The organism is Mesorhizobium sp. M0306, from assembly GCF_040321655.1.
In the GTDB taxonomy this organism is placed as follows: domain Bacteria; phylum Pseudomonadota; class Alphaproteobacteria; order Rhizobiales; family Rhizobiaceae; genus Mesorhizobium.
Genome location: NZ_JAMYRY010000006.1, coordinates 152,382 through 178,560 on the forward strand (window position 1 = coordinate 152,382; position 26,179 = coordinate 178,560).

At 63.5% G+C, this 26,179-nt stretch carries 24 protein-coding genes; 12 read left to right on the top strand and 12 right to left on the bottom strand.

All coding sequences use genetic code 11. The features are described from left to right. Positions 1–897, bottom strand: coding sequence for an NAD-dependent epimerase/dehydratase family protein (locus NKI95_RS12145; RefSeq protein ID WP_352716973.1), 897 nt, complete (start codon positions 895–897; stop codon positions 1–3). Positions 898–1,043: 146 nt separating this feature from the next. On the opposite strand from NKI95_RS12145, the gene NKI95_RS12150 reads away from it, so the two are divergent. Further along, positions 1,044–1,982 (top strand): NAD(P)-dependent oxidoreductase, encoded by a 939-nt coding sequence (locus tag NKI95_RS12150; protein ID WP_352716974.1) that lies wholly within the window; start codon positions 1,044–1,046, stop codon positions 1,980–1,982. 859 nt (positions 1,983–2,841) lie between these two features. Here the strand turns inward: NKI95_RS12150 and NKI95_RS12155 are convergent. Both NKI95_RS12155 and NKI95_RS12160 read right to left on the bottom strand, forming a co-directional pair. Further along, complete coding sequence (locus NKI95_RS12155) at positions 2,842–3,621, bottom strand: FadR/GntR family transcriptional regulator (RefSeq protein WP_352564321.1); 780 nt, start codon at positions 3,619–3,621, stop codon at positions 2,842–2,844. Positions 3,622–3,768: 147 nt separating this feature from the next. Next, positions 3,769–4,758, bottom strand: coding sequence for a sugar-binding protein (locus NKI95_RS12160; RefSeq protein WP_352716976.1), 990 nt, complete (start codon positions 4,756–4,758; stop codon positions 3,769–3,771). Positions 4,759–5,185: 427 nt separating this feature from the next. Here NKI95_RS12160 and NKI95_RS12165 point away from each other — a divergent pair, with 427 nt between their 5' ends. From NKI95_RS12165 to NKI95_RS12215, 11 genes are all read left to right on the top strand, one after another. Next, a complete protein-coding gene (locus NKI95_RS12165; protein ID WP_023675804.1) occupies positions 5,186–5,926 on the top strand; it encodes an ATP-binding cassette domain-containing protein in 741 nt (246 codons plus the stop codon). A gap of 33 nt (positions 5,927–5,959) precedes the next feature. After that, positions 5,960–6,958, top strand: coding sequence for an ABC transporter permease (locus NKI95_RS12170; protein WP_254820532.1), 999 nt, complete (start codon positions 5,960–5,962; stop codon positions 6,956–6,958). 316 nt (positions 6,959–7,274) lie between these two features. After that, positions 7,275–8,102 (top strand): helix-turn-helix domain-containing protein, encoded by an 828-nt coding sequence (locus NKI95_RS12175; protein ID WP_352716978.1) that lies wholly within the window; start codon positions 7,275–7,277, stop codon positions 8,100–8,102. A gap of 107 nt (positions 8,103–8,209) precedes the next feature. Then, positions 8,210–8,662, top strand: coding sequence for an SRPBCC family protein (locus NKI95_RS12180; RefSeq protein ID WP_352716980.1), 453 nt, complete (start codon positions 8,210–8,212; stop codon positions 8,660–8,662). Between the two features lie 21 nt (positions 8,663–8,683). Beyond that, positions 8,684–9,478, top strand: coding sequence for an FAD binding domain-containing protein (locus NKI95_RS12185; RefSeq protein WP_352716982.1), 795 nt, complete (start codon positions 8,684–8,686; stop codon positions 9,476–9,478). 49 nt (positions 9,479–9,527) lie between these two features. Then, complete coding sequence (locus NKI95_RS12190; RefSeq protein WP_352716983.1) at positions 9,528–10,010, top strand: (2Fe-2S)-binding protein; 483 nt, start codon at positions 9,528–9,530, stop codon at positions 10,008–10,010. Positions 10,011–10,024: 14 nt separating this feature from the next. Then, positions 10,025–11,392, top strand: a complete 1,368-nt coding sequence (locus NKI95_RS12195) for a xanthine dehydrogenase family protein molybdopterin-binding subunit (protein WP_352716985.1) — start codon at positions 10,025–10,027, stop codon at positions 11,390–11,392. A 1-nt stretch (position 11,393) separates the two neighbouring features. Beyond that, the gene (locus tag NKI95_RS12200) at positions 11,394–12,398 is read left to right on the top strand and encodes a xanthine dehydrogenase family protein molybdopterin-binding subunit (protein ID WP_352716987.1); all 1,005 of its coding nucleotides are present in this window, start codon (positions 11,394–11,396) and stop codon (positions 12,396–12,398) included. Positions 12,399–12,407: 9 nt separating this feature from the next. Next, positions 12,408–13,289 (top strand): AAA family ATPase, encoded by an 882-nt coding sequence (locus NKI95_RS12205; protein WP_352716989.1) that lies wholly within the window; start codon positions 12,408–12,410, stop codon positions 13,287–13,289. Between the two features lie 146 nt (positions 13,290–13,435). Next, entirely contained in the window at positions 13,436–14,554 is a 1,119-nt protein-coding gene (locus tag NKI95_RS12210) for a vWA domain-containing protein (protein ID WP_352716990.1), read from the top strand. Continuing rightward, entirely contained in the window at positions 14,554–15,441 is an 888-nt protein-coding gene (locus NKI95_RS12215) for an amidohydrolase family protein (RefSeq protein WP_352716991.1), read from the top strand. The genes NKI95_RS12210 and NKI95_RS12215 overlap by 1 nt, the downstream gene beginning before the upstream one ends. 11 nt (positions 15,442–15,452) lie before the next feature. Here the strand turns inward: NKI95_RS12215 and NKI95_RS12220 are convergent, their stop codons facing one another. From NKI95_RS12220 to NKI95_RS12260, 9 genes are all read right to left on the bottom strand, one after another. After that, positions 15,453–15,860, bottom strand: a complete 408-nt coding sequence (locus tag NKI95_RS12220) for a carboxymuconolactone decarboxylase family protein (RefSeq protein WP_352465276.1) — start codon at positions 15,858–15,860, stop codon at positions 15,453–15,455. Positions 15,861–16,218: 358 nt separating this feature from the next. Further along, positions 16,219–17,715 (bottom strand): sugar ABC transporter ATP-binding protein, encoded by a 1,497-nt coding sequence (locus NKI95_RS12225; protein ID WP_352716992.1) that lies wholly within the window; start codon positions 17,713–17,715, stop codon positions 16,219–16,221. Beyond that, on the bottom strand, positions 17,715–18,773 hold the full coding sequence (locus NKI95_RS12230) for an SMP-30/gluconolactonase/LRE family protein (RefSeq protein ID WP_352716994.1): 1,059 nt from the start codon (positions 18,771–18,773) through the stop codon (positions 17,715–17,717). The genes NKI95_RS12225 and NKI95_RS12230 overlap by 1 nt, the downstream gene beginning before the upstream one ends. Next, positions 18,770–20,893, bottom strand: a complete 2,124-nt coding sequence (locus NKI95_RS12235; RefSeq protein WP_352716995.1) for an ABC transporter permease — start codon at positions 20,891–20,893, stop codon at positions 18,770–18,772. Before NKI95_RS12235 ends, NKI95_RS12230 begins: the two co-directional genes overlap by 4 nt. An 83-nt stretch (positions 20,894–20,976) precedes the next feature. Next, a complete protein-coding gene (locus NKI95_RS12240) occupies positions 20,977–22,002 on the bottom strand; it encodes a sugar ABC transporter substrate-binding protein (RefSeq protein ID WP_352716997.1) in 1,026 nt (341 codons plus the stop codon). 59 nt (positions 22,003–22,061) lie between these two features. Beyond that, the gene (locus NKI95_RS12245; RefSeq protein WP_352716998.1) at positions 22,062–23,048 is read right to left on the bottom strand and encodes an ABC transporter permease; all 987 of its coding nucleotides are present in this window, start codon (positions 23,046–23,048) and stop codon (positions 22,062–22,064) included. Positions 23,049–23,328: 280 nt separating this feature from the next. Continuing rightward, on the bottom strand, positions 23,329–24,771 hold the full coding sequence (locus tag NKI95_RS12250; protein ID WP_352717000.1) for a DHA2 family efflux MFS transporter permease subunit: 1,443 nt from the start codon (positions 24,769–24,771) through the stop codon (positions 23,329–23,331). 225 nt (positions 24,772–24,996) lie between these two features. Further along, positions 24,997–25,797 (bottom strand): 3-methyl-2-oxobutanoate hydroxymethyltransferase, encoded by an 801-nt coding sequence (locus tag NKI95_RS12255; RefSeq protein WP_352717001.1) that lies wholly within the window; start codon positions 25,795–25,797, stop codon positions 24,997–24,999. Between the two features lie 37 nt (positions 25,798–25,834). After that, positions 25,835–26,149 (bottom strand): MocE family 2Fe-2S type ferredoxin, encoded by a 315-nt coding sequence (locus NKI95_RS12260; protein ID WP_292167569.1) that lies wholly within the window; start codon positions 26,147–26,149, stop codon positions 25,835–25,837. Positions 26,150–26,179 lie beyond the last annotated feature (30 nt).

Consider the following 26,179-nt stretch of genomic DNA (forward strand, 5'->3'; position numbering starts at 1 on the left):
TCAGCTCGTCTTGACATATTTCCGCCAGCTGTATTCCGGCCGGAAGCCGAGCATGTCGCGCGCCTTGCGGTTGGAGAGCAGCGTCTCGTATTCGCCAAGTTCGCCCTTGACCGGCACGTCGGGATAAAACCGCTTCAAAAGTTCGGCCGTCGGCAGGTCGGATGAGGTGTCGTCATTGGCGGCGTTGAACACCTGATAACCGAGCCCGTCCTTCTCGATGGCGCGCAGCGTGATCTGGCCGAGGTCGCGCGCGTCGATATAGCTCCAGGCAATGCGCTTGCGGAAACCCGGATCGGCGAACCATTTCGGAAACAGCGAATATTCATGCGGCTCGATGACGTTGCCGATGCGCAAGGCATAGATGTCGAAGCCGCTGCGCAGCGCAAAGGCCCGGGACGTCTTCTCGTTGACGACCTTGGACAGCGCGTAGCTGTCCATCGGATCGACGTCGTACGCCTCGTCGAGCGGGAAATGCGTCGGATCGCGCGGTTCGTTGGCGAAGACCAGGCCGTAGGTCGTCTCGCTGGAGGCGATCACCACCTTGCGGATGCCGAGCTTTACCGCCGCCTCGATGACGTTGTAGGTGCCGAGCGCGTTGATGCGGAACACCTCATTGTCGGGCGTGATCATGATGCGCGGGATCGCTGCGAAATGCACCACGGCATCGACCGGCTGCGTGCGCAGCGACGGGTCGAATTCATGCAGGCCCATATAGCTCGACAGCGCATTGAACACCTGCCCGCTGTCGGTGATGTCGGTGATCAGCGTGCGCACCTTGGGATTGTCGAGCGGCTTGGTGTCGATGTTGAGTACCTGGCAGCCCTGCTCGACCAGATACTGTACGACGTGGCGCCCGGCCTTGCCGCTGCCGCCGGTGAACATGATCCGCTTCGTCATTTTGCTCTCCCTGGAATTCATGTGTATTGTCAGACAATATCGAACTCTGCAATCGCCTGCCACGGCATGCGGCAAAAACCCGCTTCAACAATTCGCCGGCAAGGTGCAGCGCCGTCATCCATCATTGCAAAATAGGACGAAACGACATGAACACTACCGCCGCGAGCGAAAAGATCGGCTTCATCGGGCTTGGCCTGATGGGCCATGGGATCGCGAAGAACATCGTCGACAAGGGCTATCCGCTGACGTTTCTCGGCCGCAAGAACCGCACGCCGGCCGAAGACCTGCTCGGCCGCGGCGCCAGGGAAGCGGCGACCTCGCGCGACGTGGCAGTGGCATCCGATGTCGTCTTCATCTGCGTCACCGGCTCGCGCGAGGTTGAAGCCATCATCCGCGGCCCAGGCGGCCTCAGGGAAGGCCTGAAGCAGGGATCGGTTGTCGTCGACTGCTCGACCTCGGATCCTGTCTCGACGGTGGCGCTGGCCGCCGAGCTCAAGGGGCTCGGCGTCGACTATGTCGATGCCCCGCTCAGCCGCACGCCGAAGGAGGCCTGGGAAGGCACGCTCGACGCCATGGTCGGCGCGCCCGATGCGGTCTTTGCCCGGGTGAAGCCGGTGCTCGACACCTGGGCCGGGCGCATCGTCCATATCGGCGACACCGGTGACGGCCATCGCATGAAGCTGCTCAACAACTTCATTTCGCTCGGCTACGCCGCGATCTATTCCGAGGCGCTGGCGCTGGCGCAGAAGGTCGGCATCTCGCCGCCGCGCTTCGACAGCGTCATCCGCAACGGCCGCATGGATTGCGGCTTCTACCAGACCTTCATGCGCTGGACGCTGGAAGGCGACCGCGACGCGCACAAATTCACCATCGCCAACGCCTTCAAGGACCTCACCTATCTCGAATCGATGGCGGGTGCTGCCGGCATCGCCAACCCGCTCGGCAACGCCACCAAGAACGCCTTCGCCGGCGCCTTCGCGACCGGCCCAGCCGACCAGTATGTGCCGATGCTGGCCACGCATATCGGCAAGGTCAACGGCGTTGACCTCATGCCCACCAGGGATAGCAAGAAGCAGACGATCTGAGAACGTTGGGATTAACGTCTGTCGCAAAACACCAACATTCGACTGCCGCAGGCTAGTTCGTTTGCACAGAGGATTTGGTTCTTCGATTGAGCCCGAAAGGAACTGTAGACGTTCGCTGCCGACCAGCTACAGCCGCCAATCTCCAACGCTGGCGATTAGCCACATGCTACCACACCTTCGTCATCCCAGGGCGGAGCAGAAGCGAAGCGACGTCGCGCAGACCCTGGGATCCATGCCGTGACATCCGCCGAAGAATGCAGCGGCTCAGAGCGGCGCTTGCATCCGCCATTGCGCTCGTTGCCGTTCCACCATGACCGCGAGCCAGAAGCTGCTGAAGCGCTGGCTCCACCAATGAGAGACCGAATTGATCGAGGCGACCAGTCCCAGAGTGCTTCGAGCTTTTTCGTAGGACAGGGGTGGCAGCGTTTGGTTCTGGTCCGCTGGAGCACTGCCGCAAGGTAACGGCATGGATCCCAGGGTCTGCGCCGCGTCGCTTCGCTCCTTGCTCCGCCCAGGGATGACGAAGGGAGGATTTCGGCTAATCTCCTAAATTTGCGATTTGCCACTGACAGGAATGATCGACCTTCGTTGCCGGTTGACCCGACTTACGCGCAATTGGCCGAGAAACGATCAAATTAGCGCCGAGACCGGCCGATAACGTCATCTGTATTCGCGAGAAGTCCGTGCACCGCAGCACGCACAACTTCCGATCGGGAAGAAGCCAAAAACGAAAAACCCGCCTCGGGAGGCGGGTCGTTGGAGCCAATTAGCACCATACCCAAATTACTAGCATAGCTGCCGGCACAAAGCAAGAACAAAATACGGCGCGGCGGTAAAAATCCACAGCCTGGTGCAATCATCACCGCCGCGACCGGCCGATGACATCGTCGGTGTTGGCAAGAAGTCTGTGCACCGCGGCACGGGCTGCGGCCGGCCGCTGCAGGCGGATGTTTTTCTCGATTGCCTCATGCAGCCTCTGCGCATGCTGCTGGTCGCTGGTTTCGCGCGTGACGAAGACAAACAGGTGATCGAGCGCCGATTCGATCAGCACGCCGAGCGGCACCAGCAGATCGTTGCCGGAAGCGCGCAGGATGGCGAGATGAAACCGCGTGTCGGCGCGCGTCCGCTCCTGCAGGTTGGTTGCCTCGCCCATCTCGCGGCAGGCCTGGCTGATCTCGGCCATCTGCTCGTCGGTGCGCCGCATGGCGGCAAAGGCGCTGGCCTCCGGCTCGATGATGTGGCGGAACTCCTGCACGGTTCTCAGGAACACCTCGCGGTCCGGCGAAGTCGCATACCAGGCCAGCACATCGCGATCGAGCAGGTTCCAGCGCTCCTTCGGCTCGACCCAACTGCCGATCTTCGGGCGTGACGCAAGCAGGCTCTTGGCCATCAGCATTTTGATGGCTTCGCGTACCGCCGAGCGGCTGACGTCGAAAGTCTCGGACCATTTGGCTTCGTTGGGCAGGATGGTTCCCGGCGGATAGTCGCCGCGCACGATCCTCAGCCCGATTTCGTTGGCGAGCGACGCATGCACGCTCGAGCCGGGAAAGTGTGCGGCGTCGGCACGCCGAACGCCGGCCGGCCGCGCAGCCTCGGCCTTCAACTTGGCGGGTCGCTTTTTTGATGTCGCGTCCGGCATTGGTATTCCCCGGCAGCTTCTTGTCGAAAGCCTGAATTCAGGGCACGACAAAGCAGCGGCCTACGCTCCAAAGCAGCGTCGCCTCGTGCGTTTGTATGGACGGTCTGTGACGGGGCGCCCGTCGAAGGGCGCCCCGAAACTGCGAACCTACTTCTGGATGCAGGTGTCGACCGTGTCCTTGGTGCATTCGTCGAGGCCGGTGAACACCGGATCGGCGACCGGCTTGCCGTCGACCAGGTCGATCATCACCGAGGGCGCCTTGTAGCCCATCTCGAACGGCCGCTGGCCAACCAGTGCGGTCACCAGTCCGTCACGAGCAATCGCCACCTCGTCGCCGATGGTGTCGGCGGCGCCGATGACAAAGGCGTTGCTGGCGATCTTGTCGGCCATCGGCTTGAACAGGTCGCGGTAGGGCTGCGGAGCGCCGAACAGCGGCCAGCCGCCCATGATGCCGAAGGCGTCGAGATCGGGATTGGCGGCGAGGATGTCGGTCATCGCCTGCACGCCCTTGGCGCCGTCGTCATTGGTGAACACCGGGCAGCCGGCAACTTCCGTCCAGCCGCCTTCGCCCGCCAGCGCCGCGAGGCCGTCCTTGCCCGAAAGCGCGTCACGCATACCCTGCGCGCGGCGCAGGATGTTGTCGGCGGCCGGATTGCCTTCGATGGTGCAGATCTTGCCGCCATTCGGCTTGGCCTTCTTGATGTATTCGCCGATCTTGTGACCCATCAGGTAATTGTCGGTGCCGAGATAGGTCTTGCGCAGCGCCGCATCTTCCTTGCTGAGGTCAGCGTCGAGGGTCATGATCGGGATCGACGGATTGGCGCTTTTGATCGTCTGCGCGATCAGCGGCGCGTTGGACGGCGAAATTGCCATCGCCACCGTGTCGGGCTTGCTCAGCATGTCCTGAACGATCTGGGCTTCACCGGCCTCGTCCGAGGTCGATGCCGGTCCGGTGTAGAAGCACTCATATTCCGAGCTGGCGTTTTCCTTGTTCCATTTCTCGCAACCCTGGTGGATCGCCTCGAAGAATGGATTGTCGAGACCCTTCACGACGATGACGAGCTGTTTCTTGGCCATAGCCGGCCCGGCACCCAGCGCCAAGACGGCGGCGGCAGCGAGCAATAGTGATTTCCTCATGTCAGTCCTCCCTTTTGAAACAAACGGACACCGCGTGCCCGCCACACACAGATCGACCCGGAGCAAGATGACAGAGGACGTCGCGCTCGTGTCGCCAAGCCAGGTCGATAAGCATTTTCATCTTCAGTCTCAGACCGGCGCCGACAGATATCGCTGGCTACCAAATCCCTGACCGACAAACCCTCACCGATTCCTTCCGGCAACCCGGGACATCGGCGCAAGCTCCTCCGACACTTAGCTAATATCGCCTTGTCACCGACGTCAATGCTATTTGTCCTACAAAACTGATTTTTCGAAAGATGCCGTGGTTGACGCCAAGAAGGCTTATGCGTAAATGGGCGAAATCGCTGCTCCCGGGAGGAACTGGGGAGAGCGAAAGGCCGCGGCAGAACCGCAGGCCGCAAAGCACGGGGAGGCAAGAAGGCTGGTGGCGGTTCTCGAACTCACCAACATCTCGAAGCATTTTGGCGCCATCCAGGCGGTCAACGACGTTTCGTTGTCGATCGAGGCCGGACAGGTTGTCGGCCTGATGGGCGACAACGGCGCCGGCAAGTCGACGCTGGTCAAGATGATCGCCGGCAATTTCCCACCGAGCCATGGCACGATGCAGATGGACGGCAAGGAGCTGATCCTGCACAAGCCGGTCGAGGCGCGCCAGCACGGCATCGAAATCGTCCATCAGGACCTGGCGCTGTGCAACAATCTGACGGCCGCCGCCAACGTCTATCTCGGTCGTGAATTGCGCCGCGGCCTCGGGCCGCTTCGCATCCTCGACTATGCCGCCATGTACAAGCGTGCCGGCCAGATCTTCGCCGAGCTGAAATCCGAAACGCGCCCGCGCGACCTGGTCAAACAAATGTCGGGCGGCCAGCGGCAAGCGGTGGCGATCGCCCGTACCATGCTTTCACAGGCCAAGATCGTGCTGATGGACGAGCCGACGGCAGCGATCTCGGTGCGCCAGGTCGCCGAGGTGCTGAACCTGATCCGCCATTTGCGCGACCAGGGCATCGCCGTCGTGCTGATCAGCCACCGCATGCCCGACGTCTTTGACGTTGCCGACCGCGTCATCGTCATGCGGCGCGGCCGCAAGGTCGCCGACAAGACGATCGCATCGAGTTCGCCGGAAGAAGTCACCGGACTCATCACCGGCGCCATCGAACAGGTATGATTGACGCCTCAACCAGAGTAAAAAAGGTCGATAATGGCAGTCACCCTTGATCAGACGATCGCGCACAAGCAGCACACCTTGCTGAGCAAGGTGTTTGCCAGCCAGACCTTCTGGGTGGTGATCGCGGTCATCCTCGCCTGCCTGTTCCTGTCGGTGGCCACGGATTCCTTCGCCACGACCAAGAACCTCTACAACATCACCCGCAACGTCACCTTCGTCGCCATCGTGGCGCTCGGCATGACCTTCGTCATCATCACCGGCGGTATCGACCTGTCGGTCGGCTCGGTGCTTTGCCTGTGCTCGATGGTGCTGGCCGTGACCATGCATGCCGGCTACGGCATCGAGATCGGCATTGGCGCTGCAATCGCCACGGCGCTGATCATCGGCGCCTTCAACGGGGTTCTGATCGCCTATCTCGGCTTTCCGCCCTTCGTGGTGACGCTCGGCATGCTGTCGATTGCGCGCAGCCTAGCCATGGTCGCCTCCAACAACACCGTCGTCTTCCAGTTCGGGCCCGACCACGACAAGCTGCTGGCGCTGGGCGGCGGCGCCTGGGTGTTCGGCATCGCCAATCCGGTGCTCTACATGATCGTGCTGGCGTTGATCACGGGCTTTGTGCTGCGCTGGACGAAATTCGGCCGGCACATCTTCGCCATCGGCGGCAACGAGCATGCGGCAACGCTGACCGGCGTTCCGGTGCGCCAGATCAAGGTCGTCGTCTACATGATCTCGGCACTGGCGGCTGGCCTTGCCGGCATCATCCAGACCGGCTGGCTGGGCGCGGTCACAACAAATCTCGGCAACGGCATGGAACTTCAGGTGATCGCCGCCACCGTCATCGGTGGCGCCAACCTTGCCGGCGGCATGGGCACCGCTTTCGGCGCGGTCGTCGGCGCGGCGCTGATCGAGGTCATCCGTAACAGCCTCGGCCTGCTCGGCATCAATGCCTTCTGGCAAGGCGTGTTCATCGGCGGCGCCATCCTGCTGGCCGTGCTCTTCGACCGCATCCGCAATTTCAGGCGCAACGACTGACGTTCAAGCCCCAACGTCCCCTTCTCCCCTTGTGGGATAAGGTGTCGCCGAAGGCGACGGATGAGGGGTGCTCCAGCTTGGCATCGCCTCATTTCTTCCAACACCCCTCAAGCGGCTCGGCGCTAACGCGCCGATCCACCTTCTCCCCCAGGGGGAGAAGGGGACGCGCTCCTATCGCCGAGTCTGAAAATCCGCCGGTGCGGCGCATGGCCGGCGCCCGGGCGTGCACATCCCGTCTTGACGCAAGCCCGAACTGAGCCGCACAATCGCTCGCAGCAGGCGAAGGGAGGCCAGTCGCCTGCGGGAGGATATACCCATGACGGAAGCGATCAGGCTCTACTGGGGCCGGTTCGGACATGTTTCTGTCCTGAACGTCGCCAGCGACTTCGTCACCCATGCCCATGTCGAGGCGCATATCATCATCTGGCTGGAAGGCACAGCCGGCGAGATGACCATCGGCCGCGAGACGGTGCGGCTTGGACCGGGCACCGCCGCCGGCATCAATTCCTTCCAGCCGCACAGCCACGCTCTGTCCCGCGATGGCACGCCTGGCCTGTTCCTCGCCTTTTACATCGATCCGGACTGGGCTCGAAAACGCCGCGAGCTGCCTTCCTCCGCGCCGCTGTTCTCGAGCCCGGCAATCACGCTCGAGCCTTGGCTGCACAAGGCAGCGGCCAACCTCCTCGACCATCTCAGCGACAATGTGAGCATCGACGACATCGCCAATTACGAGATCGAGCGCTTCATCGACAGCGTGCTCGACGCCGCCGACGCGTCCACACCGCAGACGGTGCGCGCCCGCGTCAACACCATGCACGATTTCCGCGTCCGCAAGGCGATCCAGCTGATGAAAGCCAATGTCTGCGAGCGCATCTGCTTCGACGACGTGGCGCGCAGCGTCGGCCTGTCGCGGCCGCATTTCTTCGCGCTGTTCAAGGAACAGACCAATCTGACGCCCAACGTCTATTGGAACACGCTGCGCATGGAGGAAGCGGTGCGGCAGTTGCAGTGGTCGCAGGAGCCGCTGATCTCGGTCGCCTGCAATCTCGGCTTCACCACGCAAGGCAATTTCTCGCGCTTCTTCCGCGACCATGTCGGCGTCCCGCCGACGCTTTACCGTGAGGCGGCGCGGGCGATCAGCTGAGCGCCCGTTTTTCAGACTATTCGATAGGCGTTCAAGACGCATTGATAAGCGCTGCCGAACCTGCCGCCCTACCTTCCCAAGCAGCTGATTTGCAAGGGAACGATCATATGGCGAAAGTCACCATCTCCAGCGTCATCGACGCACCGGTCGAAAAGGTCTGGGCGCGCATACGCGACTTCAACGGCCTGCCGAGCTGGCACCCGCGCATGGTCGAAAGCCACATCGAGGACGGCAAGGATGCCGGCACGATCGGCTGCGTGCGCAATTTCCAGCTCGCCAGCGGCGCCCGCCTCCGCGAAAAGCTGCTCGATTTCTCCGACGAGAATTTCCTCGTCAGCTACTCCATCCTGGAGACGCCGCAGCCGCTCACCAACCACAAGGCGACGCTGCAGTTGCGGCGGGTGACCGACGGCGACCGCACCTATGCCGAATGGACCGCCAGTTTCGACGCCCCTCCCGAAGAAGCCGACAAGCTGGCCGAAGGCATGGGCGCAAACGTCTTCCAGGGCGGCTTCAACGCCCTGAAGGCGCATTTCGCGGGCAAGGTTGAGCTGAATTGAGCTGACAAACAGGAGCGTTCCATGGCGCTTGCACTGCAGACTTTCCCGACGGTGAAGGACGCCGGCGCGGCGCTGAAAGCCGCTGGCACCCGCTATCTCGGTGGCGGCACGCTGGTCGTGCGCGCCGTCAATGAAGGCGACGTGTCGATCTCCGGTTTCGTCAGGTCGACCGAACCGGCGCTGTCGGTCATCCGCATTTCCGGGGGCACGGTCGGCATTGGCGCTTCGGTGACCATGGCGGCGATCGCCCGTCACCCGGATCTCGCTCCGCTGGCCAGCGCCGCGCGCGCCGTCGGGGGACCGGCGATCCGCAATATGGCGAGCGTCGGCGGCAATCTTTTCGCGCCGACGCCTTACGGCGATTTCACCGTTGCGCTGCTGGCTCTGGACGCAACCGTCAGCACCGGCGACGGCGAGCTGCCGATCGAAACCTTTCTGGCAAGGCGCGATAACAATCGCGCAATCGTCACCGCGGTCGGCTTCACGCTTCCGAAGGAAGGCGGCTTTCGCTTCCTGAAAGTGTCGCGGGTCAAGCCAAAGGGCGCCTCGGTGCTGAGTATCGCCACGGTGCTGGAACACGCACCGGACGGCACCGTGTCGTCCGCGCGGATCGCGCTCGGCTGCATGGCCGACCGGCCGATCCGTGCCAGGGCGGCGGAGAAGGCCTTGATTGGCCGCAAACTCACCGCCGAAGGCATCGCACCGGCACTGGCTGTTGCCCGCGACGGCACTTCGCCGCCAACCGATCCGATCGCCAGCGCCTGGTATCGCAACGAAGTCCTGCCGGTCCATCTCGGCCGGCTGCTGCTCGCCTGAAAGCCCATGGCGCGGATGTCCGCCTGGCCGCGGCGCAAGGAGTAAAAAGATGGCAATGGTCCCGGTTCAGTTCACGCTCAATGGTGCCGAAAAGGCCGAATTCATCGACAGCGGCACGACGCTGCTTCATGCGCTGCGCGACAAGATCGGCGACACCTCGCCGAAGGGCGGCTGCCATCAAGGCACCTGCGGCGCCTGCTCGGTCGTCATCGATGGCGAACTCCGGCTCTCCTGCCTGACGCTGGCAGAGGCCTGCAACGGTGCGACTATCACCACAACGTCAGGGCTTTCGGTAGGCGGCGTGCTGCATCCGCTGCAACGCGCTTTCCTCGACGCTTTCGCCACGCAATGCGGTTTCTGCACGCCGGGTATGATCATGGCCGCCAAGGTGCTGCTCGACCACACGCCGAACCCCAGCCGTGACGAGGTGGTCGAGGCGCTGTCGGGCAACATCTGCCGCTGCACCGGCTACGAGCCGATCATCCAGGCGGTGCTGACTGCCGCACGGTCCAATTCGCAGCACGCGGCTTGAGGGGAGTAAAAGAGATGGAACTCCGCAAGAGCTATTTCGCCGACCAGCGCAAGGACGATCTCCACGAGATCGGCCAGCCCCGGCCGCGCTCCGATTCACCCGGTCATGTCACCGGCAAGACCGCCTATTTCGCCGACCGCAATTTTCCCGGCATGCTGCACCTGAAGATGGTGCGCAGCCCGCACCACCATGCCCGCATCCGCAGCATCGACATATCAGCGGCCGAGAAGCACCCGGGCGTGGTGAAAATCCTGACCGCCAAGGATGTGCCGCACAATGTCTACACCATCCTGATCCTGATCCAGATCGGGCCGGAAGACGAGACGGTGCTTGCCGACGGCAAGGTGCGCTGGAAGGGCGAAGCCGTGGTTGCGGTGCTAGCCGAGACCGAACGTGCCGCGCAGGAAGCGGCGGCCAAGGTCAAAGTCGATTACGAGGTGCTGCCGGCCGTCTTCGACATGGAGGAAGCGCTGAAGCCCGGTGCACCGATAGTGAACGAATATCACGGCCAGAATTATTACCTCTATGACAGCGGCGAATGCCGCAAGGTGCGCTTCGGCGATATCGAGGCCGGTTTCGCCGGGGCCGACCACGTGCTCGAACAGACCTACCAATCCTCGCCGATTGAACACGCGCCGACCGAGACGACCGGCTGCATCGTCGCGCCAGAGGGCAACGACCGCTTCACCTGCTACACCAACACGCAGGCGATGTTCTTCACCCTCGACAATGCCTCGATCATCCTGCAGGTGCCAGGCAACAAGCTGCATTTCGTCGGCGGCACTGTCGGCGGCGGTTTTGGCGGCAAGGTCGACGTCATCGTCGAGCCGATCGCCATCCTCGGCGCCAAGCTGACCGGGCGTCCGGTCTCCTTCATCTACAGCCGCGAGGAGGAGATGCAGATCTCCTCGCCGCGCGCAGCGGAAAAGGTCGTCATCAAGGACGGCGTCATGAAGGACGGCCGCATCGTCGCGCGCAAGGTCACCGGCTATACCGATGCCGGCGCCTATTCGCGCCACTCACCCTATGGCGCACAGAAGGGCGCCGGCCACTATCCCGGCCCTTACACGATCCCGAATGTCTGGATCGACACCTACTGCGTCTACACCAACCGCACGCCCTCCTCCGCCATGCGCGGCTTCGGCGTGACCATTGGCGATTTCGCGCTTGAGGTGCAGATGGACAAGCTCGCCCGGCTGATCGGCATGGACCCGCTCGAGTTCCGCTTCATCAACGCCTACCGCGACGGCGATATGAAGGCGCATCGCCAGCCGACCGAAGGCGCTGCGCTGATCGAGTGCATGCAGGAAGCCTCGCGCGCCGCCAACTGGCCGGTGGCGGAAAAGTACCTCTCCATGTCGTCCTACACGAAGGGAGCTTGAGATGGCGATCAGGCGCGGACGCGGCGTCGCCGCAATCAATTATCCGACCGGCATGAACCTCGGCGGCGACCCGACGCAGGCGCTGGTGCATTCGACACCGACCGGCAATTTCATGGTGACGCTGTCATCAGTCGATCTCGGCCAGGGCATGAAGCAGATCATGGCGCAGATCTGCGCCGAGACGATCGGCGTGCCGACCGACCGCGTCGTCGTCGACACCGCCGACACCGACACCGGCCCGCACTGCATGGGCACCTTCGCCTCGCGCGGCACGCACCGCGCCGGCAACGCCGTCATCCAGGCGGCCAGGGAAGCCCGCCAGGTGATGCTGGAAGTGGCGGCCGAGGAGCTGGAAGTGAATGCCTCGGACCTCGAGACCGACGGCCAGGGTAACATCCTGGTCAAGGGCGCGCCGCAGAGATCGATCTCAATCTTCGATGTCGCGCTGTCAGCGCATTTCAAGCGCGGCCGCTCGATTTCCGGCCGCGGCATGTTCCTCATCCCCCGCTCGTACCCCGAAAAAGAGACCGGCGCGATGAAGCCGTCGACCTGTTATGCCCATGCCTGCACGGTGGCGGAGGTCGAGGTCGATGATGAGACCGGCGAAGTCACCGTGCTGACCGTGAAGAACGTTTTTGAGATCGGCCGCGCGCTGAATCCGAAAATGGTCGAACAGCAACTGGTCGGCGGCTCGTGGATGGGCATCAGCCATGCGCTCTACGAAACGACCGAGCCCTATTACCCGAACCGCGACCATGGCGGCACCGACTTCAACCAATATCTGATGCCGGGTCCTGGCGATCTCGCGCAAACCGAGGTCATTGTGCTGGAACGGCCCTCGGCGGACGGGCCGTACGGCGCCAAGGGGCCGGGCGAAATGTGCGCCAACCCGCAGATTCCGGCGGTCGCCAATGCCGTCTTCGACGCTGTCGGTGTGCGCATCGACACGCTGCCGATCACGCCGGAGCGCATCCTGCGGGCGCTGAAGGCACAAGCCCCGAACTGAGTGCTGAAAATGCCCAAGAGAAGTGCCGAGACAGTCGCGACCTCGCCGGAGGCGGTGGCGTCGCGCCTCGCCGCCTCGCGCTATCTCGCCGATGAAAGCCTGGCCACCGCCATCTTCCTGGCGATCCGGCTGGGCAAGCCGCTGCTGCTCGAAGGCGCGCCCGGCGTCGGCAAGACCGAAGCGGCGAAGGCGATAGCCGAACTGCTCGGGCGCGATCTGGTGCGGCTGCAATGCTACGAGGGCATCGACGCAGCACATGCGCTCTATGAGTGGAACTACCAGCGCCAGCTGCTCGCCATCCGCCATGCCGGCGAGCACGAGGTCGACATCTATGACGACCGTTTCCTGATCGCGCGGCCGCTGCTGCAGGTGCTTAAGGCACCGGAAAAACGCGTGCTGCTGGTCGACGAGATCGACCGTTCCGACCATGAATTCGAAGCGTTGCTCTTGGAATTCCTGTCCGATTTCCAGATCAGCATTCCCGAGCGCGGCACCATTCGCGCGACGGCGCAGCCGATCGTCATCCTGACCTCGAACCGCACCCGTGAACTGGCCGAAGCGCTGCGGCGGCGCTGCGTCTACCACTGGATCAGCTATCCCGACGCCGGGCGCGAGGCCGAGATCATCATGCTGCGCGCCGGCGATGTCGCCGAGGCCACGGCGCGCGCCGTGGCTGCCGCCGTGCGTGACATCCGCGCGCGTCCGCTGGCCAAGCCACCAGGCATCGCCGAGGCAGTCGAATGGGCCAATGCCGCGACCATCCTCGAAAAGGGCGGCAGCCCGTGGCCGGAAGCGTTTCGCCGCGCCATCGGCGTGCTGATCAAGGACGAGGAGGACCTTTCCTGCATCGCGCCCGAGCTCGGCAAGATTGTCGAGGAGGCGCTGGCGTGACGCGCGACTTCAATGACCCCTTCTCCCCGTTCACGGGGAGAAGGTGCCCCAAAGGGGCGGATGAGGGGCAGCGTCAACCGCGAACGTCGACGCCGCCCCTCACCTGCCTGCCGGCATCCTCTCCCCGTGAACGGGGAGAGGAGAGCTTGCCCCGCGCCGCAGCACCCTTGCTCGGCTTCGGCCGGCTGCTGCGCCGCTACGGCTTTGCGGTGGCGCCCGAGCAGGTGTCCGGTTTCATGCAGGCGGTGACGCTGCTCGGCCCGCGCTCGATGAGCGACATCCGCGAAGCGGCCCTCGCTACGCTGGCGCCGCCGCCCGACCGCCGCGACGAATTCGAGGCGCATTTTCAGAGCCATTTCTATGGCAGCACTGCTGCCGTGGTCGAAGGCGAGGCCGACGAGCAAACCCGCATCAAGGATGACGGCGGCACTAATGATGAAGAGAGCGAAGTGGTCCGCCAGGAGCAAGGCGGCGAACTGTCTTCGGCCAGCGAACAGTTGAGCGTCCGCGAATTCAGCCGCGATAGCGACGGGCTTGCCGCCTTCCGCCGCAAGCTCGCCACCGCTTTGCCCGCCCGCCGCTCCTTCCGCACCGTGCTCACGCATGCGCGCGGCAAGCTCGACCTGCGCCGCTCGCTGCGCGAAATCGTCAGTGCCGACGGCGATATCCCCTCGCCGCTGCTGCGCCGGCGGCAGACAGTACCGCGCAAGCTTCTCATCCTGATCGACGTGTCCGGCTCGATGAAGCTCTACACATCGGACTATCTCAAGCTGGCGCATGCGGCGGTGCAAGGCGCCGACCGGGCGGAGGTCTTCACCTTCGGCACACGGCTGACCCGTATCACCTCGGCGCTGCGCATTCGCGACCGCGACCAGGCGCTGGCCCGCGCCGCTGCCCAGGTCGACGACTGGGACGGCGGAACCCGCATGGGGCCGACGCTGCTCGCGTTTCTATCGGTGCCGCGCTTCTCCGCCTTTGCACGCGGGGCGGCGATCGTCATCCTGTCGGACGCGCTGGAGCGCGGCGACCATGCCGAGCTGGAAATGGCGATGCGCCGGCTGAGCGCCCGCGCCTTTCGGCTTTCGCTGGCGACGCCGCTGGCCGGCGATCCACGCTTTCGGCCGGCAACGGCGGCACTTCGCGCGATCCTGCCGGTGCTCGACGATCTGGTCGACGGCTCCTCAATCGCCGGTCTCAGCGAGTTCATCCTGTCGCTCGCCCGTCCAGCTCCGGCGGCCGCGGCAATCTGGAAAAGGGTTTTGTGATGCAGAAGGCGATCGACGCGCATTTCCACATCTGGCGCCAAAAGGACCAGCCCTGGCTCGTCGGACCGATGGTGCCGCGCATCTTCGGGCCGTATGAGCCGATCCGTCGCGATTACCCGATCGAGGAATTCCTCGCCGACCAGCAAGGCTCGGGCGTCGAGAAGGCGGTCTATGTCCAGACCAACTGGGCCAAGGAAGATTTCGAAAAAGAGGTCGCTTTCCTGCAGAAGACCGCGGAAGAAACCGGTTGGCCGCACGCCATCGTCGGCTATGCCGACATGACGGTGGACGATGTGCGTCCCCAGATCGACCGGCTGAAAAAATATCCGCTGTTGCGCGGCGTGCGTATGCAGCTGCACTGGCACCAAACGCCGGCCTTCCGCTTCGCCGCCTCGGCCGATCAGGTCATCGATCCGAAGGTGCGGGCCAATGTCGCCCGGCTGAAGGATTACGGCCTGTCCTTCGACCTGCAGCTTTTCCCCGCCCAGATGAAGGATGGGCTGACGCTTGTCGGCGAGAACCCCGAGACGAATTTCATTCTCACCCATGCCGGCATGCTGACCGACATGGAACCGGAGACCACCGAGGCGTGGAAGACCGGCCTGCGCACGCTGTCAGCGGCACCAAACCTCTATGCAAAGCTGTCCGGCCTCGGCACATTCGTCCACCGCAACGACCCGGCGCTGATCAGCTATATCGTCGACGCCGCCATCGACATCCTCTGCAGCGACCATTTGATGTTCGGCTCGAACTTCCCGATCGAGAAGCTGTGGACCAGCCACGTCGAGCTGATCAGGGCGCACCGGGAAGCGGTGGGCAAGCACGGCGCGGCGGCGGAGGCCGATATCTTCTGGAACACGGCGGAGAAGGTATATCGGCCGGTGTAGCGCGGCGCACCTCACCTTACTTCGAACTCCGGATCGACCGGGATCTGCATCGCCGTGACCATCTGGTTGGTCTGCCCCGCCAGTCCGATGATCGACACCAGCTCGCCATGCTGCGCGTCGGTCATGCCTTTGGCCCGCGCTGCCGCGGTGTGCGAGTGGACGCAATAGGAGCAGCCATTGGCTGTGGAGACGGCGATGTAGATCATCTCCTTGGTCAGCGGGTCGATGGCGCTGTCAGCGACCATCACCGCCTTGAGCTGCTCCCACACCCGCTTCAGCGAGACCGGATCATTGGCCAGCCCGCGCCAGAAATTGTTGACGAAGTCGGATTTGCGCGTCGCGCGGATGTCGTCGAACACGGCCTTCACGGCGGGAATCGCCTCGACCTCGGCATCGGTCAGCAGTCTTGTGGTGGCCATGGGCAGGCTCCTTTTGTTTGAATCGATGAGAGAGGTCGTTGAATCGGCTTGGTAGCGAATGCGGCTAACTTGCTCGGGTGATTCAGTTTTTGCGGGCCGGCCCAGAACCTTGGACATGCACAGCCCCTCAACATCGTCATCCCTGGGCGGAGCAGGAGCGAAGCGACGTCGCGGAGACCCTGGCATCCATGCCGTGACCTCAGCCGAAGGGTGCAGCGGAGCAGAATTCCGCACCGCGGCCGCGCTCTGTGGTCGCGGCATGGATCCTGGGGTCTGCGCCGCGTCGCTGCGCTCCTTGCTTCGCCCCAGGATGACGAATGGACTGGCGACACGGCCAATTGTCGAAGTACGCATCGCCCTAGTGAACCGCCGCATACATGATCTTCTCCTCCGTCGCCTCGGCCGGCGAGAACTCCTCGACGATGCGGCCTTGCCGGCAGACCAGGATGCGGTCGGACAGGTTCATGATCTCCGGCAGATAGGACGAGATGACGACGACGGCCAGGCCATCGTCGGCCAGCCGGTTGATGATCTGGTGGATTTCGGCGATCGCGCCGACATCGACGCCGCGCGTCGGCTCGTCGAAGATGACGATGCGCGGTTTCTGCACCAGCCCCTTGCCAATCACCACCTTCTGCTGATTGCCGCCGGAAAGTTCGACCACCCGGGCATTGTCGTTGATCGCCTTGACGTTCAGCGTCTTCGTCCATTCGGCCGACAGCGCCCGCATCTCTTGCGCATTGATCACCCAGCCCTTTTCCCGTCCAGCCGCCAGGAAGCCGCCGAACAGGTTCTCGGCAACGTCCATCGTCTCGAAAATCCCCTCGCTCTTGCGGTCTTCGGTGACATAGACGATGCCGTCCGCCACCGCCTCGCTGGGCACGAGGTAGCGCACCGGCCGGTCGTCCAGCTCGATAGTGCCGCCGCGCAGGAAGTCGCGCTTGTAGATGCCGGAGACGATCTTGAACGTCTCGGTGCGGCCCGAACCGATCAGCCCGAAGACGCCGGTGATCTGGCCCTCGAAGATCGAGAAGGAATTGTTGCGCACGACATTGCTCATCGAGATGTCCTGCACCGACAGTACCTTCTTGCCGGGCTTGCGCAGCTTGGCCTCGTCGCGCTGGCTGTAGAGCTGCCCCGACAGCCTGCGCCCGACCATGGCGGCGACGATCCTGTCGCGATCGAAAGCGGCGGTATCGTCGGTGATCACCAGTTCGCCGTCGCGCAGGATGGTGATGCGGTCGGCGATATCGAGCGCCTCTTCGAGCGCATGACTGATGAAGACGATCGACACACCCCTTGCCTTGAGCCGGCGGATCAGTGCGAAGAAGTGCCGCTTTTCCTCCGGCGTCAGCGTCGCCGTCGGCTCGTCGAAAATGATGATCTCGGCATTGTGGTGGACGGCACGGGCGATCTCGACCATCTGCCGCTTGGCCGCCCCCAGCGTCGCCACCATGGCGTTCGGGTCGACCGGAAAGTTCAGCGACTGCAGGAACTGCTGCGCTGAAATGTAGGTGCCGCGCAGCCGGTTGAGAAAGCTCTCGGTGCCAAGATAGAGGTTCTGCGCCACCGTCATCGACGGCACCAGGCTGGTCTCCTGGAACACCATGGCGATGCCAGCTTCAAGGGCAGCGTGCGGCGAGGCGTAGGCGATCTCCTGCCCCTTGTGGAACATCTTTCCCGATGTCGCATCGACGACGCCGGCGATGATCTTGGTCAGCGTCGATTTCCCCGCGCCATTCTCGCCGAGCAGCGCGTGGATCTCGCCCTTGCGCAGCTCGAAGCTGACATTCTTCACCGCGGGCACGCCGCGATAGGTCTTGGTCACGTTCTCCAGGCGGACGATCGGTTCCATCAGCGATGCCCTTTTGGTGCCAGATCGACGGCCAGCAGGCAATCGCCGCCTTTCGAGGCAATGAACAGGCGACTGTCTTTCTCCGCCATGCTGCAAATGCCATGACGCGTGCCGTTGGCGCGGCTGTGCAGGCTATACTGCGGCCGCATCTCCCGATCGAGCCTGACCACCAGCCCGTAGGAGCGGCTCGGCGACCATGGCTTGTGGATGCCCATGGTGCGGATGCCGCCACATTGCAGCGGCTCGAGGAAGCTGCGGTTGGAGGCGAGCGCCGGCGCGATCCAGTGCTGCGGCGGCACTTGCGCCAGCATGTCGTTCCGATAGTGCGTTTCCTGCAGCACGAATTCGATCAGCCGGTTGCGGGGCGCAAACAACGTCAGCCAGGCGCCACCTTCGGCGGCAGTCGACAGGCGCGAGGGATAGCCGGGCAGATGCGCCAGCACCGTCGAGTGGCTGCCTGTCGCGCCGTCGAAGCGGACAAGTTGGTGCCGCCAGCTCTCGCTGACCAACACATCCTTGCCGGTTGGATGCAGCCCATAGGGAAAGGCGATATCACCGGCGACCTTGCGGAATTCGCTGCCTGCCGGATCGCGCTTCCACAGCGAACCCGACGCACCCTTCTTCATCAGATCGGCGGCCCATTGCGAGGGCGCGTGTTCGGCCGAGCCATTGGCCAGCCAAAGCGTGCCATCTTCTGCGTAGGCGAGTGCTGTTATGCAGCGGATCCCGGCCGGTAGGGCGGCCTCCTTGCCTGCAATCAACAACCTGCCGCTTTCGAGCCCGACCGTCAGTTCGCCGGCGGGCGAGCGCGCGAGCGCGGTGACTGCGGCCGGAAATGTCTCGACCATCGTTGGCACGGCGCCGGCGGTGACCGCGTAGACGGCATTGCCGCTGGAGGCCAGCAGCCGGCCGCCAGCGATCAGCAGATTGTCAGGCTCCGGCAGTTCAGCAAAAGCCGGAGCATCGTCCAGCAGCGTATTCGGCCTGAAGGCACCGTCCAGCGGCGGGATGGTCACCGCCTTGCCGCGAAAGATGTCGAGGATAGGATCCAGCATCATGGCTTCGCTCCCCAATAGGAAGCAGGGCTGGTCCAGTTCGGGTCCGCGCCGGCAATCCGGTAGCGGCCGATCCGGTTGTTGAGGATACCGCCGACGAACAGAAAACCCTTGTGCTCGCGCATCGAAGTCACCATCGGATGCGCGGCGCCAGACAGGTCGCCCATCGCTTCGACGATGCCGCCCTTCTCGTTGAATTTCACCACACCGCCGGTGTTGATGTTGGGGAACAGCCATTCGTCCTGCGGCAGCCGCCGCGTCATGCGCTTGCGCATGTCGGGATGCCGCAGCGACAGGTCGAAGCTCGGCGTGCGCATGCCGAGCCAGGCCATCCAGTAGTTGCCGTCGGAGGCACGGTTGATGTTGTCGGGGTAGCCCGGCATGTCGCGGATGACGCATTCGGCGGTGCCTGATTTCGGCCCTTCCAGCCAGTAGCGGTGCACGCGGCAGGCCCAGCTTTCGGCGAAGAACAGCGACTTGCCGTCATGCGCCATGCACACGCCGTTGGTATAGCGGTAGCCGTCGAGCAATGTCTTGGTCGAACCGTCCTTTGGGTCATAGACGAGCAGCCGCCCGGTGGCGCGGTTCTCGATCGAGTCCAGCGCCCAATCGTGCGCGTCATAGCGCTTGGTGGAATCGGTGAAGTAGATGCGGCCGTCCGGCGCGATGTCACAGTCATTGGGATCGCGTAGCCGCGCATCGTCGACGATCGAAGTCCAGGAGCGCGACGTTTCCGCCGAGAGCCGCCTCACCTCCCGGTCCGGCGAGACCGAATAGAGGCCCATGGCGCCGACGCAGCTGATCAGATTGCCTGTTTTGTCAAAGGCCAGGCCGAGCGGAAAGCCGCCTATATGGGCAAAGACCTCCGAGCGTTTGTAGTCCGGCGCGAAGAAACGGACGATCTCGCCATGCCTCGTGCCGCAATAGAGATGGTCGTCGCGGTCGAGGATGACGTCTTCCGGCCCTTCCAGCTCGCCGAGCCCGATATGGTTGGCCTCAGATAGCCGGTTGTCGAGTTCGTAAGGGGTGCCCAAGCCCGGTGCGGCCGACTGCGTTGCGCCCATCTTCAAATAAACCGGTGCGACATAGACCTCGTCCAGAACCTTGTGGCGGTTCTTCAGCCAGCGAATGTCGATGGTGACGGCGACGGCCAGCATGATACCCAGCACCATCTGGTTGGTGCCGGTGCCATAGCCCAGCCGGATCAGCCCGTTGGTCATGGTCAGCACGATGATCGCGCCCATCAGCCCCTTGATCACCGAGCCGCGGCCGCCGCCCAAGCTGACGCCGCCGACGACCGCCGCTGTCAGTGCCATGACCTCGAGGTTGAGGCCTGTGCCCGGCCCTGCCCCGCTCAGCCGGCAGGCGATGAGGAAGCCGCCGAGCGAGGCGCAGAAGCCGGAGAACACATAGGTCATGAAGACGGTGCGGCGCACGCGGATGCCGGCATTGTGAGCCGATCGCCGCGACCCGCCCACCGCCTGCACATGCCAGCCGGGCCGCGAGCGCGTCAGCGCGACATGGGTAATGACGGCCAGGATTATCGCCGCCCACACCGCAACCGAGAGGCCCCAGAAGGTATCGTCGCCGATGAAGTCCAGCACATCCGATGTGGCATCGGAAAGCTGGACGTCGGCGGCATAGGTGGTGACCAATATGTCGAACAGCGCCCGCCCGAAGATGAAGGTGACCAGTGTCGTCAGGAAAGCGCGCAGCCTGAAATAGCCGATCAGATAGCCATTGATCGCGCCGAACAGCAGCCCGGTGGCGATCGAGGCGGCCAGCGCCAGCCATACCGATTGTTCGAGGATGAAAAAGACGAACACGGCGGAAAAGCAGGACAGCGCGAAGATCGAGCCGACCGAAAGGTCGATGCCGCCGCCAAGCATGACCACCGTCATGCCGGTGACGACCAGCGAGAACTCGCCGAGCTGGCGGGTCGATTCCTGCAGCGACATCGGCTTGAAGAAGCCGGGGATGATCGAACCGAACACGCCGAGCGTCGCCACCAGCGCCAGGAACGGAATGGCATTGTCGGTCCAGCGTTTGCTCAGTATCTCGCCGACGAGATGGTCGGGCACGAGATTGTAGCGCCAGGACTGGAGGCGTTCGCGAAAGGACATCGGTTGCTGCTGCCACTCAAGAGAGAAAGAGGCGGCCGAACCAGGTCCGGCCACCTCGTCGATGCTTGCAACGGACCCGCGGTTTACTTGGCCGCAGCTTGGGCTTGCAGTGCTTTCAAGTCCCAGCAGCTGTCCGGCTTGAGGTCGGCCTTGGTCGTCGCCTTCTCCAGCGTGTAGATGTAGGTGTGCGAGGTGCTGGCTGGCTGGCCACTCTGCAACAGGAACTTTATGACGGCGTTCATGTCACCCGACTGGCGGGCAAGGTCGGTCATCACCACCGCGCCATAGGTGCCGTCCTGCAGCTTGTCGCAGTCGGCGGTTTTCTCGCCGCCACCGGTGGTGACCAGGAACACCTTGCCCTCGAGCTTGGCATCGCGGATCGCAGCAGATGCGCCGGTCGCGTCGCCGTCCCAGAAATCGATAATGGCGCAGATGTCGGGGTTCTGCTGCAGCATCGTCGTCGTCACGTTGCGCGAGGTCGTCGCATCCCAGTTGGAGTCCGGCTTGGCCACGACCTTGAAGTCGGGGTTCTTGTCCAGCACCTTCATGATGCCGGCATACTGGTAGAGGCTCGACGAGTTGGCCTGGTCGCCCTGCACCAGCCCGATCTTCTTGGAAGAATTCGGCCCACAACCCTTGATCGCCGCTTCGGCTTCCAGCTGGCCGAGCCGATCCCAGTCGCTGCCGACAAAGGCATCGGCCGGGAAGTTCGCCGGATTGTCGACCAGCAGGACATAGGTGCCGGCAGCCTGCGCCTTCTTCATCAGCTTGGCATAGGAGTTGAGGTCCGGCGAATGGATGATCAGCACGTCCGGCCTGGTGTCCGACGAGATTGCGTCGGTGATCGCCTGCGCGCCGGCATCGACCACCCAGTTCGGGTCACGTGTCTCGAACACGCCGCCCCAGGCCTCGACCTCCGTCTTCAGGTAATGCGCCCAGCCCTGTGCCAGGTCGAAGCCCATCGCCATCGGCACCAGCATCACACGCTTGCCCTTCAGCGCTTGCGAATAGGCGCCCGGACCCGGATCTTCGGCGGCGAAGCTTGGCGCCACGAAGGCGGAGACGGCAAGCGCTGCCGCGGCGGCCATAAACGTCCTGATGATTTTCATGTCACATCCTCTGGTTTGGTCGTTGTCGTTCGCGGCCGGCCCCAACCGTTCGCGTCAGTCTAGATGTCGCCTTGCTGCGCGGTCTGCTCGTCGCGCGGATTGATGAACCCATCGACGATGATCGCCGCCAGCAGGATCGCGGCCTTGATCAGGTTCTGATAGAGCAGCGGAATGTCGATGATGGTCATCGCGTTGAGCAGGATGCCGATCAACGCGGCACCCACCAGCACGTTGCGCACCCCGCCCCGCCCGCCCGACAGACCGATGCCGCCGATCACCGCCACCAGCACGATGTCGTAGAGCAGCGTGGAATTGACGATGCGGGTGTTGATCGAATGCAGGCTGGCCGCAGTGAGCAAGCCGGCCACCAGCGAGACCAGGGCCGACAGCACGTAGCGCAGCACCAGCATCGGGCGCACTGGAATGCCGATATTGCGCGCGGCGACCGGGTTGTCGCCGGCGAAATAGACGTAGCGGCCCCATTTGGTGTAGCGCAGGAACAGGAAGAAGGCGAAAGCTAGCCCGGCGAAGACAAACACCTCGACCGGAATGTCGAGGAGGCGCAGCCCGCCCAGAAGCTCGACCCAATGGCCGGGCGGCACCGGCACGGCGTCCTGCGTGATCAGTTGTGAACGCACATAGCCGAAGACGAAGGACGCAGTCGCCAGCGTCACGAAGATCGCCGGAACCTCGGCGTAGGCGACCAGGATTCCGTTCAACAGCCCGATTGCGAGAACGCCGGCGAGCACATAGGCGAAGGCCAGCCCGTCGGATGTTCCCGAATTCAGCAGTTGCAGATACCAGGCGACCGACATCGCCATGATCGCCACCGCCGACAGGTCGATGCCTCTGCCTATTATGACGACCGCCATGCCGAGCGCCAATATGCCCAGCACCGAGACCGAGCGTACGATGGCAACGAGATTGTTCGAGTTGATAAACCCGGGCAGTCCGATCGCGGCGGCAATGAACAGCACAACCGCGATGGCAAAGACAATGCCCTCCTGGTTCAGGCTTCTCCAGTTTAGCCAGCCGGTCGCGTTCATTGCCCGCTTTCACCCGCGATGGCTACGCCCTGCTCCCTCTGCGGCCATCGGAACGAAAGCTAATCGGCTCAAGACCAATTCGTCAAATGAATCCGTGCATTGCAGGCCGGCTTGCGAGGAAATTCTGCGGTTGGACGCACCGATTGGCGAGGCTGGCGCAATGCCTGGAACTCAAGCACTTTTGCAATTGATCGCGCTGATCGAACCGCTGGCGAAGGTTCGCTTCAGGGCGAGCGGAGCAGGCAGAATTTATGTCCGCGCTCGCCGCGCAGGTCCTGCATCAAATCCGCAAAACATGGCCCGAGACCTCGGCGCCGGCGGCCTTCGGCAACGCCAGAAAGCGAAACGAGGCGACGAGCCCGATTGCGCCGATCACCAGGAAGGCAAGGCGGAAGTCGACGAGATCAAGCGCCGCCACGCCCCTGGCTATCTGCGACAGGTTGAGCAACGCCGCCGCGACCGCTACGCCGAACAGCATCGCCACCTGCTGCAGCATGCTGGACAACGTCGCCGCCGAGCTGCGCTGCTGTGAGGCCACATCGGCGAAAGCCAGCGTGTTGAGCGCGGTGAACTGCATCGAGCGCGAAAGGCCGGCGATCAGCATCAGCGCCACCACCAACGCTTGCGGCGTCTGCGGCGAAAGCGCCGCGCAGGCCATGATCGACAAGGAAGCGATCACCCCGTTGACGATCAGCACCGAACGGAAGCCGAAGCGCCTCAGCGTCGGCGTCGTCACCGCCTTCATGCCGAGATTGCCGAGGAAATAGGCCAGGATCATCATGCCCGCATCGACCGGACTCAGGCCGAAGCCGACCTGGAACAAAAGCGGCAGCAGGAACGGCGTGGCGTTGATGGCGATCCGGAAAATCGTGCCGGCCGACAGCGTCGAGATGGCAAAGGTCTGCACCTTGAAAGCTGTGAGATCGAGCAGCGGATGGTTGGCGCGTCCCAGATGCCGCACCGCCAGCCAGCCGACCAAAATGCCCGTACCGAGCAGTGCCATGGTCGGCAACACACCGTCTTCCGGATGCGCGATACGCTCGAGGCCGTAGAGCAGGCAGGCAAGCCCCACCGAGGTCAAAAAGAAGCCCGGCCAGTCGAGCGGCTTGCCCCCGGCTTCGCGGTCGCCGGGAATGAAGCGGGCGACCAGCGCCAGTCCGGTAACCCCAAGGGGAATGTTGATGAAGAAATTCCAGTGCCAGGAGAGATAGGTGGTGATGAAGCCGCCAAGCACCGGCCCGACCACCGGCGCAAACAGCGCCGGCCAGGTGATCAGCGCCGTGGCGTTGAGAAGCTCGGATTTCGGCGCATTGCGCAGCACCAGGATGCGGCCGACCGGCGTCATCAGCGCGCTGCCCAGGCCCTGCACAGCACGTGCGGCAACGAACTCGGCCAGGTTCTGCGAGATGCCGCAGGCGAGCGAGGCCAGCGTGAACAGGGCGATCGCCACGAGGAAGATGTTGCGCGCGCCAAAACGGTCGGCAAGCCAGCCGGACAGCGGCACGAACACCGCCATGGTCAGCATATAAACGGTGATGCCGATGCTCATCGCCACCGCCGGCACGCCGAAGGATTCTCCCATCTGCGGCAGCGAGGTCGAGATGATGGTCGAATCCAGAAGCTGCATGAAGAAGGCGACGGCGACGATCAGCGCCGCCCGCCGGGCTTGCCGCGCCGCGGGCGCGGTCTCGGGCAAGGCTTCGTTTTCGGGAATGGCAGTCATACGCAGAACTATCCGAAGGGAATTTTCACCCGCTCCATCGGCGACCGCACAATTGTCCGGCAAACCGATGACGCACCGGTTTCAACAGCATTTGGCCGGTGCCGTCCAGACATGGACCAACAAACTTTCGTGTGGCGTCGCAGCCGGATATGCGATGACCTGGTCCTGCCGCCGAACCGGCCTTTTACGATCCGCGATGGCGCTTCGCGCCGCAACCGGCGTATCTCATGCGGCTTCGATCTTCTCCAGGAACAGGCTGAGCTGGTCCGGGTCCATGTGCACGACGTGCCTGTCTTCGGGATAGGCCAGGCTGTTCACATCGGCGACATATTCGGAAAAGGCAGCGACGCGTTCGGCCTGCAGGCGATCGTATTCGGCGGCGAAATTGCGATAGACCTTGGAATGGCGCGGCATGTGCCCGCGGTTCTGGCCAAGAATGTCGTCGGCGAACAGATATTGCGCGTCGCAGCCGGTGCCTGCCCCCATCGACAACATGATCAGCGACGTCCGTTCCGAAATCGCCTTGGCCACCTCGACCGGCACCACCTCGATCTCGGCGCCGATCGCGCCGGCGGCCTCCAGTTGCTTCACCGCCTCGAACACCTGCATGGCGGTGTCGGCGGTCTTGCCGACAGCCTTGAAGCCGCCGGTCCAGGTGGCGCGTGACGGGATAAGGCCGACATGGCCGATCACCGGAATTGCGTCGTCGGCCATCCGCTTGATGGTGGCGTAGCCGGCGCTGCAATAGACCGCATCGGCGCTGGCCTTGTAGAGCCGGAACGCCCAGCGGACGAAATCGTCGGCGGTGCCGATCTCGAAGAAATTCTCACCCGGCATGGTGAACAGGCTGGGCGCCGCATCGCGGTACTGCGGATTGAGCACCAGCTCCGGCGGCACCGAGACGATGTCGACGCTGGCGCGTTCGGCGGCCTCGGCCTCGTCCATCGTCAGCACGCGCAGCATGGTCAGTTGCCGCTTGCCCTTCATGGCGCGTAGATCGGCGATCGTGGGTCTTTTGCGGCTCATGGATTTTGGTCCCCTTTGCTACGTGACAGAACGCCGGTCAGGCGATTTGGATCATCACCTTGCCAGCTTCCACCTTGACCGGATAGGTCTGCAGATTGACACATACGGGAGCCCCTTTGGCCTGGCCGGTCTTGTAATTGAAGCGGCCATTGTGCTTTGGGCATTCGATGATGTCGTCCATGACAAGCCCATCGGCCAGATGCGCCTTCTCATGCGTACAAAACCCGTCGGTGGCGAAAAACTCGTCGTCCGGCGAACGGTAGATAGCGAAGGTGCGGCCGCCATGGTCGAAGCGGATGACGTCTTCCTCTTCGACATCGTCCACGGCGCACGCTTCGACCCAATCGGCCATCTCTGCTTCTCCTGAAATTTCTGCGTTGCG

Coding starts and splice junctions, on each gene's coding strand:
- NKI95_RS12235 (WP_352716995.1), bottom strand. CDS start 20,893: ATGTCCTTTCGCGAACGCCTCCAGTCCTGGCGCTACAATCTCGTGCCC.
- NKI95_RS12160 (WP_352716976.1), bottom strand. CDS start 4,758: ATGAGGAAATCACTATTGCTCGCTGCCGCCGCCGTCTTGGCGCTGGGT.
- NKI95_RS12205 (WP_352716989.1), top strand. CDS start 12,408: ATGCCCAAGAGAAGTGCCGAGACAGTCGCGACCTCGCCGGAGGCGGTG.
- NKI95_RS12225 (WP_352716992.1), bottom strand. CDS start 17,715: ATGGAACCGATCGTCCGCCTGGAGAACGTGACCAAGACCTATCGCGGC.
- NKI95_RS12180 (WP_352716980.1), top strand. CDS start 8,210: ATGGCGAAAGTCACCATCTCCAGCGTCATCGACGCACCGGTCGAAAAG.
- NKI95_RS12230 (WP_352716994.1), bottom strand. CDS start 18,773: ATGATGCTGGATCCTATCCTCGACATCTTTCGCGGCAAGGCGGTGACC.
- NKI95_RS12170 (WP_254820532.1), top strand. CDS start 5,960: ATGGCAGTCACCCTTGATCAGACGATCGCGCACAAGCAGCACACCTTG.
- NKI95_RS12260 (WP_292167569.1), bottom strand. CDS start 26,149: ATGGCCGATTGGGTCGAAGCGTGCGCCGTGGACGATGTCGAAGAGGAA.
- NKI95_RS12250 (WP_352717000.1), bottom strand. CDS start 24,771: ATGACTGCCATTCCCGAAAACGAAGCCTTGCCCGAGACCGCGCCCGCG.
- NKI95_RS12220 (WP_352465276.1), bottom strand. CDS start 15,860: ATGGCCACCACAAGACTGCTGACCGATGCCGAGGTCGAGGCGATTCCC.
- NKI95_RS12215 (WP_352716991.1), top strand. CDS start 14,554: ATGCAGAAGGCGATCGACGCGCATTTCCACATCTGGCGCCAAAAGGAC.
- NKI95_RS12150 (WP_352716974.1), top strand. CDS start 1,044: ATGAACACTACCGCCGCGAGCGAAAAGATCGGCTTCATCGGGCTTGGC.
- NKI95_RS12255 (WP_352717001.1), bottom strand. CDS start 25,797: ATGAGCCGCAAAAGACCCACGATCGCCGATCTACGCGCCATGAAGGGC.
- NKI95_RS12200 (WP_352716987.1), top strand. CDS start 11,394: ATGGCGATCAGGCGCGGACGCGGCGTCGCCGCAATCAATTATCCGACC.
- NKI95_RS12240 (WP_352716997.1), bottom strand. CDS start 22,002: ATGAAAATCATCAGGACGTTTATGGCCGCCGCGGCAGCGCTTGCCGTC.
- NKI95_RS12190 (WP_352716983.1), top strand. CDS start 9,528: ATGGCAATGGTCCCGGTTCAGTTCACGCTCAATGGTGCCGAAAAGGCC.
- NKI95_RS12245 (WP_352716998.1), bottom strand. CDS start 23,048: ATGAACGCGACCGGCTGGCTAAACTGGAGAAGCCTGAACCAGGAGGGC.
- NKI95_RS12195 (WP_352716985.1), top strand. CDS start 10,025: ATGGAACTCCGCAAGAGCTATTTCGCCGACCAGCGCAAGGACGATCTC.
- NKI95_RS12185 (WP_352716982.1), top strand. CDS start 8,684: ATGGCGCTTGCACTGCAGACTTTCCCGACGGTGAAGGACGCCGGCGCG.
- NKI95_RS12175 (WP_352716978.1), top strand. CDS start 7,275: ATGACGGAAGCGATCAGGCTCTACTGGGGCCGGTTCGGACATGTTTCT.
- NKI95_RS12155 (WP_352564321.1), bottom strand. CDS start 3,621: ATGCCGGACGCGACATCAAAAAAGCGACCCGCCAAGTTGAAGGCCGAG.
- NKI95_RS12145 (WP_352716973.1), bottom strand. CDS start 897: ATGACGAAGCGGATCATGTTCACCGGCGGCAGCGGCAAGGCCGGGCGC.